Below are 15,506 nucleotides of genomic sequence, written 5' to 3'. Positions count from 1 at the left end.
TGTGCGGGACTTAATTCGGGTTACCCTAACCGCTAATCACCGATAGTTCGCTGCGGCCTCGGGCGACGGGCGTCACCTCGATCTTCACAGGTATCCGTTCTTTGATTTCCTCGACGTGGCTGATCACGCCGATCCGACGCTCTGAATGTTCGGAGACATCCCCTTCCGCTACGTGGAGGTGCCCGGTCACGATCAGCGGAAGCCCGTTCGCACGTTCGGCCCCGACAGTCAGAACATTCTCATATAATTCTGGAAGCCCGCCGGACCCCATGTCACCCGGCCGGCAGTAGGGCACCGCTGCTAACCACGCCACCATCGTGCCCGTCCGGTCCTTGAGTGGGACCAGCATCCTCTCGAAATCGGGTATGCCGTTCACACGGGGGAGAGAGCCGATAAGGTGGATTCGTTCAGGACCGAGGAGTGCGGCGGGCAGATTAATTCTTGCTGCGCTGTCGTGGTTCCCGCCGACGACGACGATCTGCAAATTGGGGCAGCGCGTCGTCGCGGCCCGAAGGAACGCATAAAGGTGTGCCATCGCTGACACTGGAGGGTTCGCGACGTCGTATATGTCGCCCGTGACGAGCAGCAGATCCGCCTTTTCGGAGACGAGGCGGTCGAGGAGCCAGGACAGAAACGCTTCATGCTCCGCCTTTCGTTCATGGCTGAACAGCTCATGCCCAATATACCAGTCAGAACTATGGATCAGTCGGAAGGCGGGTCTTGATTCGGTCATGGCTTAAGCTTTGCGGAATTGGCGACAGAAATGGACGTAATTTCGACCATGGGTCTGGCCAGCGCTGCCCAGAGCAGCGATATCAGTTTTGAGTGAGGTGCCTGGCCAAGACGATCATCGCCTCGGTGTCTCGGCCACAATAAGTTCGCAGTGCCACATCTAGGGCAGCCCGACGATCGTCCGTCGTGGTAGGGGAGATAGCCTCCAGATAGGCAGCCTGGGCGTTACCACCGTCTTTGACCTCAAGCTCTGTATAATCGAGATCTGGGGCAACGGTCGGCAACACGGCCTTGATTGACCAACTGCCTCGTTGGTCGCGGTGATACCAGTTGGCGCGAGTGACCGGCAGCAGATCAACCACCCGGTCGATGATCGAATTGAGATCGTCTGCTAGATCGGGAAAAAATTCACAGAGCTCGCGAAGGCGGGCTTTCTCGAAGCCAGCATTGTAGGCGACTACCGCGCCTGAACTGGGAATCATCGTTACCAGCGCCTCGGCGCAAGCCCTTCGCGGGTCAGCACCGTCCAGGCTCAGAAATTCATGGTGTTGGAGGCTTCCGTCTTCCGCTTCGACATGAGCGGAAAATTGGAAAGGCACCTGTTGATACGGACGTGTGCCAACCCAGCGCGGAATGGCGAATGCGATTGTCTCAAAGTCCAACCATGTCCGGGGGAAGCGCCAATCCGCCATCGCGGATCTAGCGCCCTCGATGCTATGATCGGGTTCGCCTGTAATGGTAGCCTTGTAAACCCGTTGATGGGTGGGGTTCGTCAGCATCGTGGGGTCAATCTCGAAAAGATCTTCAACCCCGCGTCTCAGCCAATGATTCCCGCCGCCATATGGAAGAACGGTGACCGGCCATTGCGGGCCTGGCGGAAGTGCTCCCTCGCAATATGCCGCGAAATTACACGGTAGGCCGTCGCAATGTGATCCAGGGAGGATGCTGGGTTCCTCACCGGCGAGCGTTTCGCGCGCTGCGGCTACAACCTCGGCCCGTGTTTCGACCCGGTCCTTGATGTTGGAAGTCAGATCGCTGTCGAAAAACAGGCCGTCGAGCGAACCATCTCCTTCGAGAACGAAGTCGGTGTCTAGATGGCGGATCGCTGCGCTCTCGATTGGCACACCGGCTTCACGGGCGACCCAGACCTGAGTGGCCAGGTCATTTACGTGATAATCCTTGGGCTTGGTCGAACTTTTGACCTCAGCCATGTGCCAGCCGCCGATACCATTCGGCTCGAGAATATCGACTCTTACCAGAACGCCATCATGCTGAAACGTGGCTTCGAAGATCGGATCCTCGTGACCGCTTTCGAGCAAAGCCTTCGTTGTGGCGAGCGCAGCGGAAAGATCGGGTTTAGCCTCGACCATGACCCCGCCCGGCAAGAGTGAGCAGGCGGCGGCGCCAACCTCATGCCCGATAGCGAATCGCGCCTCTGCGCCTTCATCGGTTTCAGCCAGTTCGGGGCGATGAACCGATAACCACAGTCGCTTCGGGCACTGCTCGAAATAAGTGATCCTGGACTTGGAAAGTCCAAAGGCGCGGGGCGCTACACTCATGCCGCCACCTTTACTGAGAGGCGGGCAAGGGTGAGGCGGAAAACCGAAGCGTTGATCGTCATGTCTTCAACCATGCATCGTGGGCGCGACAAAAGTGGTCGTGTTAGGCGAGGCGGCTTCCGGCGGCAGCATCGTCAGCGCAGCCAGGATGCGCTGGCGCATCATCTCAATGAGCGCGGCAGGCTGCTCGATGATGAGCTCATTGCCCCAGGTGAATAGATGCTCTGCCAGCTCTCGCATCCCGCCGCTCGTGAAGCGGATAAGAAGGTCTCCGTTTTCGAGTGCCTCTACCTGCTGGTTGCGGTGGAACCGCCATTCGCGAGCTCGTGAGGTTGCAGATGCATGAACGCGAAGCACGATGTCTTGCTTTTCATCTCGCCAGACCCCGAAACTATCGGCCAGCCAAGCATCAATGTCCCAGTCATCGGGCGCACACCCGAGCTTTTCGCTAAGCCTGGGTTCGATCATACGATCCAGTCGATAATAGACCGGGTCATTTTCTCGATCGGGCATCTTTCCTACCAGATAGGACAGAGGGCCGTGAACAATGCCAAAGGGTATCACCCGTCGCCAGCGCGGTTCTTGCTGCTGTACCGCGGCATAGCTGAATTCAAGGCAGCAACCGGACAATATCGCCGCTTGGACGACTGCAATCGTCTCAGGCGGCACGGTAGCGACGGGGCCGGCGGTGACCATCGTCCGCTGAAGCCGGGTGAGAGCCTCAAGATCAGGGTCAATGCGGCGCTTCTCGCGATCGTCAAACGCGCCCTTTACCTTGGCGAGGAGGCTCGCCAATTGGTCGGCACGAACTGTTTGGCCAGCCCCTCGTCGCCCATCTGCCTCGGCCGTAAGTGCTGCAACTTCAGCCGCAGTGGGACGGGTATAGACGCGCCTAAGGCTGTCTCTGATGAGAAAGCGCTTACGGCGATCCTCGGTTACTTCCTCAAGGTCGAAGTGCCGCGCGATGACGTCGCGCATCCGCTCGGCGGTCCTTCGATTGACCCCCAGTGTTTCAGCCATTTCATCGAGTGTCAGGCCCTCGGTCGATTCCGATAGCGCGTGTACGAGCGCCAATAATCGGTCCAATTTGGCCATACGATCGGTCATGCTGCACTACCCCCCATTCGTGCCCAACTACGACCGCTTTCGCCGCTCTTTCAAGAGCCTAATGAAGGAAATCGAGGTTCCCGATGCCGGGATGGGGCGCAGGCTAGGCTGCCTAGAGTGAAAGGGGGCGCTTCTACGGCTTACCGGGATAAGAGTTGATCGGCCATATCGCTAATTCGCTCATAACCGACGATCCGATCCCGCCATGCTTGTGGGATGCCGGCCTCACCATAGAGGGCGCCGGCGAGCTGGCCGGTGATTGCAGCGGTGGTGTCGGCATCCTGTCCGAGATTGGCGGCAGTTAGGACGGCTTCTGTGAAACTGCCGGTTCGACCGATGCACCAGAGTGCGGCTTCCAGCGAATGCGCGACATAGCCCGACGCGTGAATGTCTTGCCTCGGCTTACCTCGCCAGGAGCCACCAACGATGTCCGCGATCTTCCTGGTCAGGCCCTCGCCCCTGATGTTGAGAACATCGTCCAGGTTGCTGCCGGAAATCGCGCTCGCGATCATTCGCGCATAGAGGACGCAAGCCTCCACTGCCTCAGGCGCTGCGTGTGTGGTCCGACCTTGACGTGCTGCGGCATCATCAAGTGCTGGGATGTCGTCATGATATCGAAGAGCTACTGGCGCGAGGCGCATCAAGCTGCCGTTCCCCGCGGTGGCGGGATCTGTGGATCCGGCGATGGGGTTTCCCGATTGCTCCCAGCGGGCCAATGCTGCGCTGACGGTCATGCCGATGTTGCGGGTCAAAAGACTATCCGCCAGGGCGAGGGCCATCGACGTATCGTCTGTCCATTCGCCAGGCCTCAAGCCGAACGGGCCGCCCCCGATCATGTCGGTTAGAAGGGGATAGCTGTCCCTGCGTGCAAACTCCAATGTCGTTCCGAGGGCGTCACCTACAGCCAAGCCGATCAAAGCGCCTCGGCCGCGAGCACGCACCGCCGCGGAGGTCGTGGGGGGATGAGCCTCTTCGACTGTGGCCCTTCGCTGCACATAGGTGAGTTGGTCGTGTGTCTCGATCGCTCCGGGGCGAGCCGTCCGCACCTGCTCTATGGCAGCCATTGGCTCGCTCCCCAGTTCAGCGAGCAGTCGCGCGGCTATCATTCCGGCGCGCCCCAAGCCGCCCTTGCAATGGAGCACGATATCGAAGCCCTGGCGTAGGCGGGAGCGTAGATTGGCGCCAGTGACGGCCCATGCCTGCTCGAACACCGGGGAGGGAATGCTGACATCCCTGATGGGCAGATGAAACCAGTCCATGTGACGTGCGCGCACTTCCTCGCCGAGCCGTTCCACGCCGAGGCTAAGGAATTCTTCGCTTTCGATCAGGGAAACTACTGCGGCCGCGCCAGTGGCTTGAATGGCGTCTAGGTCTGCGCAGAGGTCACGGTTCCACGCGCCCGTCAGAGCATCTTGCTGCTTCTTACCCGGGCAGAATGTGATCCCTATTCTGCCGCCGCGGACGCCGGCTGGGACGAACGCGATCTTCAACGGATGGCTCGCACTGGTGCGGAGCACATTAGCAGCGTCTCTTTGGTCCATTCTTGTCCTTTCAGGCCATCTTCATGGCGCCAGCTTGAAGTTGGCGAGAGCTATTACGACCGAATCTGACAGATGTGGTCGTACTTACCTCCTCGTGGTCTCTGAAAGGCCGAACTACCTTGACCCAGCAGACAGGATGGGGTGGTGAAAGCATCAAACAGGGGAATTAGCATGAAGATTGATCGAGATACGTTGAAAGAGGCGGGAACCAGCGCGGCGAAGGTCGGCCAGAAAATCGGTGAGAAGACTGTCGATGGGGTGAAGAAGGCTTGGGGCACCGAGATGGGTCGCACGGCCATCACTGGCGCTGCGGCCGGTGCCGCTATCGCTGCGGTCGTGCCGTTCGTCACAGTTGGGGCAGGCCTGTTGATCGGCGGCGCGATTTCCGTCTTAGCGAAGAACATCAAGTCAGGTCAGTAAGCTCCAACTCGAAACAGAATGCAACCAATGGCCTTTGGCCCCAAAGGCTTGGTTCACCAATGGGTGGTCCGGCGCGTTCGCTACTGCTGGGCCGGTGAAACTCGGTAAACGGAATTCAGGATGATCGGAATATTCTTGCTGGCGGCTGCCGTAACCGTCGTCGATGGCGATACCATCCGTTTGGATGGAGAACGCGTGCGCCTAGTTGGCATCGACGCGCCTGAAATCCATGGATGCGCGGCGGGGCGCGCATGCGCTCCGGGCGACGGGCAGGCCAGTAAGCAGAGCCTGCAAAATCTCATGAGTGGTTCCGTCAGCATCCGCCGCGTGGGACGCGACCGCTATGGTCGTACGCTCGCCCATGTTTATGTGAATGGCGTCAATGTTGCCTGTGAGCAGATCGGGCGCGGTCAGGCGATCTATAAGAGAAACTGGGATAATGGGCTTGAGCTGGCGCGGGAGTGCAGGTGATGTCACGTCGCTGGGATGAGCGGGATAGAGAAGCTGATGGTTCGCCCTTCCCCTATCTGGTTGCTCTAGAAGCGATTATCATCGGAGGTCTTCTCCTGCTCGGCACGGGTATGATGCTCGCATCGGTTGTCCGGCGGCTCATTGGGCTGTTCGAGTAATCGCATGCCACCCATCAACGGGGATGGCCCGATGACCCATGCTGATCGCGTCCAAATGGCGTGCGATCTGATAAGAAAATCGCGATCTGGTTCGACAAACCGGTTAGCCAGAGAGTTGGGGGTTCAATATGCTTATGCTCGCCGAATTATGGACGAGATAGAACCTTCCGGATTGGTAAGCGCTCCAGACAAGAACGGTGCGCGAAGGGTTGCATCAGGCATTTGCGTGGGGAACATCTAGATTGGGCCGGCTGATTTTTTTCGCGCTTTTGTTGTTCGTGAGCGTCGTTCTCCTGCGCCGAATTGGGAGGTGCTGCGCAAGGGTCTACAAGGCCTCGTCAATGCGGCTCTTGTCCTTGGGAAAGTTGCGGGCGCCGCAATGGTGGCGGCGCTTGCTGGCCTTATTGCCTTCGTTGTTCTGCCCGTCGCTCTTGTGGGTGATTGGTTCGGAATTGCTGTATCTGGCGTTGCGATCCTGGTGTTCGTCCTGTGTCTGAGAAAATTCGGACGCCGTGAGGGACTTGCTGATCGTCAGCTGCTGGCGATGGAAGAGGAGTCGACGATGTCCTCTGCGGTCGTCGAGGAAGCCTTGGAGCCCGAGGCGGATCCACATATCGCTGAAGCTTGGAAAATCGCTGGAGAACTTGCGCCAGAATACGCGCAGCGTCTTTCTTTAGCTCGGCATAGCTGTGCTCGGGTGCTGGAGTTGGTGAGCGAGGAATCAGTCGAATGGAGCGTCGTTGACTGTTCTACATTCATCTCCCGCACGGTCCCGGAAGCGGTGTCAACCGCAGCGGCACTGATGAAGGACGCTGCCCCCTCCGAGCGACGCTGCCTCGCTGATGAGCTGGTGGTCGACCTTGAACGGATCGCACAGCGCGCGCGGGAGGAAATCGACAGCCGCCGCCTGCAGTTGCGTAACAGTTGGAATATTGTCCGCACCCATATTGCAAGCAGGACGTCCCGCGACGCGTTGTAGAGGCGGTTGTCGAGCAGGACCCTGATTTCCTGGCTGAATCGCTGCCAGACCATGTCATAAATCCGATGCTTGCCATCGAAACTGACCAGAGTGGAGAAAAAGCGGGCGAAGGCGTCGCGCTCGCGCTGACTCTCGCCACCCAGAGCTAATCCAACGTCGCCGGCATAGGCCGCGTTAAAACCGATCCACAACAGGATGAAACGTACGTCCTCGTCACCCTCGTCGGCTTCCGCCCTGCGTAGCCAAGAAAGCGCTCGGTGAACTCGAAGGGTGAGAGGCATAGCGAAGCCCTCGCGAAGGCTACGTTGTTTCCGCTTGAGCGCTTCAGGATGCAGTGGACTAGTGGTTGGGTAACGAAAAGACATATAGTCGAGCCTCGCTTTCTCGAATGCCTAAATCACAATTCGAGCCGTACCATTTTCATGAATGCGACCCGTCTTGATTCGAGATGAGGAGAGGCGCGGGAGCTGGCTCCTCGCCATCGGCGATATACCCATGAATGATATCGCCGGCCTTGAAGGTTGCATTACCGCCCTTGTTCAGCAGGCCGAAAATGCCAAAGCCCAACACGCCCAAAATGACCCCGCCGGTGTTCGAGGCGCCTTCAGTACCTTTCGTGCCGGTCAACGCGACCGGCCCCCACGGGGTGTCGAGGTGAAGCAAGCGGAGGCTTAGCTGCCCTTTGCCACCCGCCGCGCTTGTGCCCGAGACGGCAACAATTTCTCCCCAGGCGACAGCCCCGATCGGGACGGCGATGGCTCCGTCCACGGTGACGGGTGAATTAACGCGCAGCCTGAAACGCTCGCCGGCCTTGGCGGATCGACTGTTCACTTCGCGAACCACCATCAGTTCAACATCTGTACCCTTCACCCAGCGAGGAGTGGGTGAAGGGGCAGGGGCGATGATAGTTTCTGAAGCGGTAGCGTCCTGAGCAGCCATTGCCTGACTGCTGGCCAGAAGGGCGCCTGCGATAAAGGCTGCGCGCAACATTAAGTTAGTGGGAGCCAGCAGGTGCCGCTGCCGCAGTAGCGCTGCCAGCCGGCAAGAAGCGAACCGCCGTGCCGGTCGCGTTCGCTTTGCCCCAGCTGAATGCCGACACATGAGCATCACCATATTGCGCTTTGATCACGGCATCAGCACCCAGCTTTTGTGCACGTTCCCACAGCTCTTTGTAGATTTTGTCCTGCGAAGGCGATTTGCTGAAGACGGTCGCCTTGCGAACCCCAGCCTTGACCTCACCCAGCACCTCATAGGGGCGGTCGGTGATATCGTATGGGAAAACGGGGACGCCGACTTCCTCATTCACGAGCGGCTGAGCCTGGGTTGGTTGGGCAAGGGCAGGCGATGCAATAGCCACCGAAAAGGCGGCAATCAGAACGAAACGCATGAGAATTTAAGCTCCGTGTTAAAGTCGGATCACTTTGTAGAAGGGGCAACCGCCGGAGCCGTCTCCACTGCGGCAGCAATAGCGGTGCCGGCTGCGACAGGAACGGTCACAGGTTCAGCCGGTTTGGCTTCGGCGAAAACCAACGGCACATCTTCGCCGATGAAACCCTTTACCTGCGATCCAGCAGCGATTTTGGCGCTCGTACCCGTGGTGAAGAAGCCTACGACCGGAACGAAGGCAACAGCGGCGACGACCCCTGCCGTGCCGGTGACACCCTTGTCGTCAAATGTACCGGTAAGCCGGATTTGGCGGCCGTTTACGCTCACATTGAGGAGAGAGGCGGTCAGATGGCCGGATTTGCCCCACATCCCTTTGTTACGAACTTCGGTTATCTCCCCGACAGCAGGCGAACCGACCGGAATGACGATCTGACCACCGACAGATACAGGCTCAATCACCGAGAGCCTGAAATGCTGACCCACACGTAGTTTCTTGCCTTCGGTCGTCAGCGGCTCTTCCGTCTTGAGTTGGATCTCTGTGCCCGTGCGAAGAACATTGTTGGCTGCGGGGCCAACAGCCAGCGCAGGCGACTGGACCTGAGTCTGAGCAAGCGTCGACGAGGCGATCGCGCAGGCGAGCATCGCGTACATGAATCTCATTGAAATACCCCCATATTTGGCCTTCCCCAAGGCCAGTGAATCTGTTGTAGGGCGCCGACCGAGATGTCAAGCGGTCGGGGCAGTAGTTGCAGTTCGTCATCTTAAAAGCGCGTGGCCATTATTGAACCGAACCCGCGCGCAATATCTGATCCATTTTGGATGCTATTGCCTTCCAGAACGCTAATCCCTCCCAGTCTCCTTCGACAGCAAGCTCGCCAATCCGCTCGGCTACCTTGGTGGGGGCTTGGTCACCATGTCGTCTCAGCATCATCACGGCCGCACCCAACGCGATTTGATCGTTGGTCATCGACTCGCCTTCATGGGTGTGCCGCCAAGTTGGTGACGTTGAGAATTCGCCTCATTCATCCAGCTTCCAGTCGTTATCGGCAATGACGTTCCGCATATTCCAAACTACCCGCGGATTGGGGCCTCCTGCGCCGCTGAACTGTGGGTAAGCCGTAAAGTGCGTGCGGAAACCTGGCTTCAGATCAAGCGTCAGATTGTCATGGCTTTCGCTGACGGGGGTGCATCGATCAATTGGTTCGTCGGGCGAAACGCATTCGTAAAGGAGACCGACCAGCAGCGCGCTTTCGAGCGCCTCATTGCCGCGATTGTGAAACCATCCCTGCACCGAGTAGCGAAGTTGCTGATCGTTGGCATTGGATTGGATGTCCTGTGCTTCGATCTGCCATTCTGCATCAGGAGAGCCCACCGGCAACTCACGTTCGCTCCACCAATCTTGTACGAACAAGAAGCCGAGCCAGGCAGTGAGCGCGTAAACGGCCCAACGGAATGGAGTCACTTGCATCATCAATGCGAAGACGATGCCCGCGCCCACCCAACCTAGAAGGCTGTCCTCACGCTCCGTCACATTCACTCCCTGCTTTCGATGGGAGCCTGTTAAATTTATTGTGCGTCAAAAACGGTCATAATTTTGGAGGCGCGTCCCTTATTCTAACGTTTTTGGATGTCAGAGCTTGTCGAACACTGATCCCATCCGCGGAGCAAAGAGGCGTTCATAGGTCCGCAAGAGATGAGCGTCGGTCATGCCTGAAACATAATCACAGATGACCCTCATAGGATCGGCAGAGGCGCCGAATTTGACGTAAACGTCGTTGGGGAGGAATCGCTTCGGTTCGGACTTCATCACCTCGAAAACGGCGATCACCATCATTTGCCCTTTGAACTCGAGATGCTGGACGCTCGGGCTACAGATCACCTCTTCGTAAACCAGCTTCGTCACGGCGGCCAAGAAGTCCGCCACGGGTTTTGGAACCTCGGCTCGATATCTGAGTCTTGGCTCCTCAAACTCGGCTTCCTCTCGGATCTGAATGCTTGGGATGACGAAATTGAGAATCCGGTTGATCTGATGCTTGCGGTCGTTGCCATCGCCAAACAGGCGGTTGAGCAGGCCACCATACACGTCATTGCCATATTGGCCGCGGTATTGGCTGTTCAGATAATCGAGCAGGCCCTGGCAAGCCGATGCAGGCACATGTGTATGAAACTGCTGCTCATCTATCAGCTTGAGGGCGAGCGCATCCTCCAGATCGTGGATACCAAAACTGATATCGTCCGCGAGGTCCATGATCGAGCATGCGAACGCCTTGTGGCGCGCCTTTGTATGCTTTCCTAGCCTGAGATCAAACTGCCGAAAGGCCTCCTTATCACCCTTGGAGAGCGGGGAGAGGATCCAGTCCACGACGTCCTGCTCACAATCCAAGAAGCATTTTGGGGGCTCGGAAGCATTGCGGTCGAGCAGCGGCGTGCCGCTGGTGTCGGAAAGCATGCCCGGTCGGAGATCAGGGTTTGCCGCCTGGCTAAAAGCAACAGGGTATTTGAGAACGCCCAGCAGCGTTTCGCGGGTTAGGTTCGAACCAGCAGACTCCGAGAATTTCTCCAATCTCGACAGGATGCGGAGCGTCTGGCCGTTCCCTTCGAAACCGCCATGATCTCTCATGCAGTAATTCAGAGCGATTTCGCCGCCATGCCCAAATGGGGGATGGCCCAGATCATGGGTGCAGGCAATGGCCTGGATGAGAGCATGTTCTGGTAGGTAGGCCAGCGCGGGGTGGCCAGGAAGATTGTGCACGAGCTGCTTGACCAAGCCGCCAGCAATCTGCGCCACTTCCAAGGAGTGCGTGAGCCGGGTGCGATAAAAATCGCTATCGCCAAGATTGAGAATCTGGGTCTTGCCCTGCAATCGCCGGAAGGAGGCTGAGTGGACCACGCGGCCATAGTCGACATCGCCAGCAGACCGGGCATCGAAAGATTTGCGTGACTCCGGTGTTCTGCGATCTAGCCAGTGCATCATACCCCCATTTCGTCGGCGAGATATTTGTCCGCTAGCACGGAGAGCAGGTCGCGGGAACCAAGTGATGAATTTCCAAACCGATAGATGATCAACTCGCTGATCAGGTGCCGCCTGTCCCATTGAGTTGTAAATGATTGTGGAGCAGCCAAATCAACTCGGACCTCACAAATCGCGATCATTGACTGGATTTTAACGGTACAGTTTCAAGGAGAGCCAATAGAAGCTATCCATCGGAGTTCTCATGGGTTTTGAATCGTATGCCGCCCTGCGCGCCCACCGCAGCCTTTTTCTGTCCCATGCAGTCGCCGATGTTAAAAGTGGTGCGCACCCGCAGGTGAGATTGTCGAAGGGCGTAAACCATCGGATCAGCACTGGCTCCGAAAATTTGGTGCTGAAATTCAGAGCGTAAATGGTGAGGACGCTCGGCTATTTCTCATTACCTTTATGCTCATTCGCGCGAGCTGGGAAACGGACTCCGTCGCGACCGAGATCCGAAGCCTAGCGTCTCTTCCAGAGTTCGCTCCCACGGCCGATATACCGGCGTTTGCTAAGCGATTGCAGGCTTTGAACAAACGGAAAGCCCGCCAGACATCGGCGGCCTCCAAAATCGCCACGTTCGTGCATCCTTCGAGCGAGGTGTACATCTGGGATGCTCTTGCGACCAAGTCCGCGAGGCTTCGGGCTAGGGAGCGTGGGGATGAGGCAGCAGGTACCGATTTGGATGTTTATCGAAATGGAAAGGAACATGACTACGCTGCGTTTCATGCAGCATGTGCTAGCGCGCGTGAAGATGAAAAGCAGCAGCCTGATTTCCAGCAAGCAGTGACTGATTTACTTGCATACTTCGCAGTACAAGGATGTGAGATGAGCCGTAATAAGGTGCCAGACCACTTCATTGAACGCCGATTGCTCGATAAACTCATGTTCTGGGAAGGCTGGGCGGTCGATCGGAGGCAACTGCCCGTTTTTGTTTGAGCAACTCAATGCGCCATTCCCTTTTTTGGTTTAGCGCATCAATCATCTTCCTGCACGCATCTCACTTGCAGAAAACCTCCGACAATAGGCATATGGATGAAAAGTTCGCATGTGGCACCAGGCCGAGCCTTATCTAGCGCGTCAGCGTAAAGTTGGATTTGCGGGCCGTGTCCAATGGCTCGTGCGTCCCAGCTGTTAGGAGAGCCCGGAAAGGATTTATGGTCGATAATGGCAAAGCCCTCGTCATGCTCAACCAGCAGATCGATGCGTCCGGTGACCAGCTGGTTTCCTATATGTGCTGAAATCGGGGTTTCGCGGTGAATTGTAGCACCACGCCAACGCCTCGAGATCTCGCTGAGCAGCCGCTCGTTGGCTTCCACGACATCCTTTGCGGCAACCTGATGTACCCCCCAGCGATCGAGGATCGCCTGTGCTTGAGCCAAGCGCCGATCCAGCGGATCTTGGTGCTGATCTGCGGCAATGATGGCGTGAACGGCTTCGCCGAGCAGGGTCATGTCTGGAGTGCCTGCAAACGGTAAGCGCGGTCCAATTGTCGCCTTCTCCACGATTGTGAAGGTTTCGCTTCTTGATGCCTCGCTCGGGCGGCGATGCAGCGGTGCCCGCTGCATCATTGGGCGTGCGACGCGTCCGAATGCGACGGTCGGAGGTTGGGCGTCGACACCTTCGTCGCTCGCCAACGCTGCGATCCTGGCTGGAAAAGTCTCCATCCCAGCCCGAATCCCATCGCCGCCGACACCTAGCAGAGAGAAATGCTCCGATTGGTCTACATCGAGAACTTTCAACCAATGGAGTGTGCCCTTAGCCGGAGGCGCAAACACGAGATGATCGCGAGCGCGTGTCATGCCGACATAAAGAAGGCGGGCCTCTTCATCCCTCGTTCGAATCGCGGCTTTTTGCCCTAGCGCCGAACTGGGTGCTGAAGCATCGAGATATACGTCCTTCTTTTGGCTGGCGTAGGGCCAAGGCCAGTAGCGGATCCAGCGCCCGGTGAGTGGATTCTGCCAGTCTATCTCACCGTCGGCTTCGGCCGTTGGCTCGAACAGCCTCGGCTCTGTTTCCTTGCCGAGTCCAGTCAGGATGACGACGGGCCATTCAAGTCCCTTCGCCCCATGATAGGTCATGACCTTGACGGCATTGTCCTGCAGGCTCCGTGGGCGCGCCGGATTTTCCGCAGCCAAAGCGAGCGCCAAGCCGGAAGGTGTTGCCGGGGATCCCTCGCTTGCGCAGCTTTCCTCGTAGCTCCGCGCGAAACCTCGAAGGGCTTCGAGATCGTCGACTCGGGCCGCGACGTCACCCCAACTTTCTAGACGGCGATTAAGCTCCGGGAGAAGAATGATCGCATCGACGAGATCCGCCGGCGTCAACGAGAGACTGCCCTCACGGATCGCGGAAAGATCTGAGGAAATAGGAACGGCGGCGAGCATCGCCTCTGAGGAATTTTCTGCGCCGAGTGCCTCAAGCCAAGAGTCCGAGTCCGGGTCGTCGGCGAAGAAGCGAGCGAGTTCAGCAAGCGCGAGACGATCGGTGGGATCTGCGACCCATCGAAATGCCGCCATAACAAGTTGGACATGCGGCGTTTGCGCAAGGCCCTCTCGCTCGACTGCGGCCTTTATGCCTTGTTGGCTGAGCGCAGCCGATACTTTCGCAATGTCCGCCTTGCTGCGACACAGGACAACTATGTCCCCAGCGCGGAGGGCCCGCACGCCATTTGGCTTTGCCGCGACTTCCCAGGGGGAGTCGGATTTTACCAGATCGCGGATTTCGGCGGCCAGTGCGGCATATTGGAGCTCAAGCTTGCCTTCGAGCCACCACACCGCCAGCGGGGCTTGCGTGAAGCCGTCTTCGTTGCGACCCGTCCCGGTAAAAGCATGTTCTTCAGCTTTCAGGCCCATTGCGATCAAGGCTGGTGGGAAGGCAGCATTGACAAGGTTTATGATGCCCTCGCGGCTGCGATAGGAGGTTGCCAGCACATCTTGAGGTTCGCTGGATGATGCGGCGACACCTGCGAACGCAGCTTGGGTCAGGGCACTGTCAGCATTGCGGAAGCCATAAATGGCCTGCTTGGGATCTCCGACCCAGGTGCTTGCATCGACCAGGCCTGACATGGCGGTGAAGATGGCCACCTGTAGCGGGCTGGAATCCTGAAATTCATCGACAAACAACCGGCCGATGCGTTCACCAAGGCCAGCGGACATCATCGGGTCACGAAGGACTTCTAGCGCGAGCGCCTCTTGATCAGTGAAGTCCAATAATCCGCGCTCTGCCTTATAGGCTTGGAACGCTGCGAGCGCTTCGCCTGCGCAGGCGAAGACCGATCTGATGAACCGACTGCAATCCTCACGAAGCCGCGGGTGTTCAGGGTGTCGACCAGCCGCTTGTGCAACGGCCTCAAGAGCGTCGATAAAGGCTTGACCGTCCTTCTTGGCGCAGCCGACCTTCGACAGGCGGACCCAATTCGGCCAGGAGACCCGTCCACCTCGACGGATTTCGGCATCGATCTGACGGAGCAACGCCACATGCGGTTTGGCTGTTGCGCTAAATTCAGTGGGCACCGCAGTCACTGCCGATCGTACGGCCGCTCGTAAATCTGCATCGAACTCGTCACTGCTGCGGGTCGAAGCCGCCGGGAGCAATTCAAGAAATGTCTCCACGGATCGTTCCGCAGAAATGGCTAGTTCGCTGGCTGGAATTCCATTCGCTCGAGCGAGCTCGATCAAGCGTCTGACGGTCGCCCGCCAATCACTTCGTCCAGCATCAGCCGCTCGCTTAGGTTCGAAGAAACCCATGATTTCGGCCAGTTCGTTCAACGCGGGCGCGTGAGTTTCAATCGCCGCATCGGCGGCGATCGCAAAGATCCGCGGTACGCTGCTTTCGGGAATGACCTCGGCCCGGGGCGATCGTCCAAGAGCGATGGCGTTCTCCGACACGATCTGACCGCAAATGGCATTCACTGTTCCGAAGCGGGCGCCGAGCAGCCGTGCTGCCTTGTCCGGCATGCCCAATTCGAACAGCTTGGCGCGCGAGCGTTCGATCAACTCGTCAGCGGCCTTCACGGTGAACGTGGTGGCTACGATGGTTTCGGGATCGCGGGACGCAACCTCCGTAGCAATGTTTCCAACGATGCGCGTCGTTTTGCCGGCACCGGCAGAGGCGACAACGGTTGCGATATTGGGGGCAGTCATC

Annotated in this window: 17 protein-coding genes; 6 read left to right on the top strand and 11 right to left on the bottom strand. The window is 58.1% G+C overall.

The annotated features are described in order from the left end of the window. Positions 1 to 25: 25 nt before the first annotated feature. From sbcD to HUK73_RS15845, 4 genes are all read right to left on the bottom strand, one after another. Positions 26 to 733 carry an exonuclease subunit SbcD gene (gene sbcD, locus HUK73_RS15860; RefSeq protein ID WP_255326381.1) on the bottom strand — a complete coding sequence of 236 codons (708 nt, stop codon included), beginning with the start codon at positions 731 to 733 and terminating at the stop codon, positions 26 to 28. Between the two features lie 82 nt (positions 734 to 815). After that, on the bottom strand, positions 816 to 2,291 hold the full coding sequence (locus HUK73_RS15855; RefSeq protein WP_176593024.1) for a DUF2779 domain-containing protein: 1,476 nt from the start codon (positions 2,289 to 2,291) through the stop codon (positions 816 to 818). 66 nt (positions 2,292 to 2,357) lie between these two features. Then, a complete protein-coding gene (locus HUK73_RS15850; protein WP_176593023.1) occupies positions 2,358 to 3,398 on the bottom strand; it encodes a YafY family protein in 1,041 nt (346 codons plus the stop codon). A 140-nt stretch (positions 3,399 to 3,538) separates the two neighbouring features. Continuing rightward, the gene (locus tag HUK73_RS15845; RefSeq protein ID WP_255326380.1) at positions 3,539 to 4,888 is read right to left on the bottom strand and encodes an ADP-ribosylglycohydrolase family protein; all 1,350 of its coding nucleotides are present in this window, start codon (positions 4,886 to 4,888) and stop codon (positions 3,539 to 3,541) included. A 222-nt stretch (positions 4,889 to 5,110) separates the two neighbouring features. Between HUK73_RS15845 and HUK73_RS15840 the strand changes: the two genes are divergently transcribed. The 5 genes from HUK73_RS15840 (at position 5,111) to HUK73_RS15820 (ending at position 6,967) form a co-directional block, all read left to right on the top strand. Then, positions 5,111 to 5,359: a hypothetical protein gene (locus HUK73_RS15840; RefSeq protein WP_176593021.1), complete on the top strand. Its 249-nt coding sequence runs from the start codon at positions 5,111 to 5,113 to the stop codon at positions 5,357 to 5,359. A 120-nt stretch (positions 5,360 to 5,479) separates the two neighbouring features. Next, the gene (locus tag HUK73_RS15835) at positions 5,480 to 5,830 is read left to right on the top strand and encodes a thermonuclease family protein (RefSeq protein ID WP_176593020.1); all 351 of its coding nucleotides are present in this window, start codon (positions 5,480 to 5,482) and stop codon (positions 5,828 to 5,830) included. Beyond that, a complete protein-coding gene (locus HUK73_RS15830) occupies positions 5,830 to 5,988 on the top strand; it encodes a hypothetical protein (protein WP_176593019.1) in 159 nt (52 codons plus the stop codon). Before HUK73_RS15835 ends, HUK73_RS15830 begins: the two co-directional genes overlap by 1 nt. A 4-nt stretch (positions 5,989 to 5,992) precedes the next feature. After that, positions 5,993 to 6,229, top strand: coding sequence for a DNA translocase FtsK (locus HUK73_RS27185; RefSeq protein WP_369805531.1), 237 nt, complete (start codon positions 5,993 to 5,995; stop codon positions 6,227 to 6,229). 69 nt (positions 6,230 to 6,298) lie between these two features. Further along, positions 6,299 to 6,967: a hypothetical protein gene (locus HUK73_RS15820; RefSeq protein ID WP_176593017.1), complete on the top strand. Its 669-nt coding sequence runs from the start codon at positions 6,299 to 6,301 to the stop codon at positions 6,965 to 6,967. Between the two features lie 420 nt (positions 6,968 to 7,387). On the opposite strand, the gene HUK73_RS15815 is transcribed toward HUK73_RS15820, so the two are convergent. The 6 genes from HUK73_RS15815 to HUK73_RS15790 form a co-directional block, all read right to left on the bottom strand. Next, positions 7,388 to 7,906 (bottom strand): hypothetical protein, encoded by a 519-nt coding sequence (locus HUK73_RS15815; protein ID WP_176593016.1) that lies wholly within the window; start codon positions 7,904 to 7,906, stop codon positions 7,388 to 7,390. Positions 7,907 to 7,961: 55 nt separating this feature from the next. Then, positions 7,962 to 8,354 (bottom strand): heavy metal-binding domain-containing protein, encoded by a 393-nt coding sequence (locus HUK73_RS15810; RefSeq protein WP_176593015.1) that lies wholly within the window; start codon positions 8,352 to 8,354, stop codon positions 7,962 to 7,964. 29 nt (positions 8,355 to 8,383) lie between these two features. After that, on the bottom strand, positions 8,384 to 9,004 hold the full coding sequence (locus HUK73_RS15805) for a hypothetical protein (RefSeq protein WP_255326379.1): 621 nt from the start codon (positions 9,002 to 9,004) through the stop codon (positions 8,384 to 8,386). Positions 9,005 to 9,131: 127 nt separating this feature from the next. After that, a complete protein-coding gene (locus HUK73_RS15800; protein WP_176593013.1) occupies positions 9,132 to 9,320 on the bottom strand; it encodes a hypothetical protein in 189 nt (62 codons plus the stop codon). A 51-nt stretch (positions 9,321 to 9,371) separates the two neighbouring features. After that, on the bottom strand, positions 9,372 to 9,884 hold the full coding sequence (locus HUK73_RS15795; protein WP_369805529.1) for a hypothetical protein: 513 nt from the start codon (positions 9,882 to 9,884) through the stop codon (positions 9,372 to 9,374). A 99-nt stretch (positions 9,885 to 9,983) separates the two neighbouring features. Then, entirely contained in the window at positions 9,984 to 11,327 is a 1,344-nt protein-coding gene (locus tag HUK73_RS15790; protein ID WP_176593012.1) for an anti-phage deoxyguanosine triphosphatase, read from the bottom strand. A 564-nt stretch (positions 11,328 to 11,891) separates the two neighbouring features. Here HUK73_RS15790 and HUK73_RS15785 point away from each other — a divergent pair. Continuing rightward, positions 11,892 to 12,302, top strand: a complete 411-nt coding sequence (locus tag HUK73_RS15785) for a hypothetical protein (protein ID WP_176593011.1) — start codon at positions 11,892 to 11,894, stop codon at positions 12,300 to 12,302. A 38-nt stretch (positions 12,303 to 12,340) separates the two neighbouring features. Here the strand turns inward: HUK73_RS15785 and HUK73_RS15780 are convergent, their stop codons facing one another. Further along, positions 12,341 to 15,505, bottom strand: coding sequence for a UvrD-helicase domain-containing protein (locus HUK73_RS15780; RefSeq protein ID WP_176593010.1), 3,165 nt, complete (start codon positions 15,503 to 15,505; stop codon positions 12,341 to 12,343). Position 15,506 lies beyond the last annotated feature (1 nt).

It is taken from the genome of Sphingobium sp. EM0848 (genome assembly GCF_013375555.1).
Classification (GTDB): Bacteria; Pseudomonadota; Alphaproteobacteria; order Sphingomonadales; family Sphingomonadaceae; genus Sphingobium.
The sequence above is the reverse complement of the archived record's forward strand: the minus strand, read 5'-3'. Positions and strand labels throughout refer to the sequence as shown.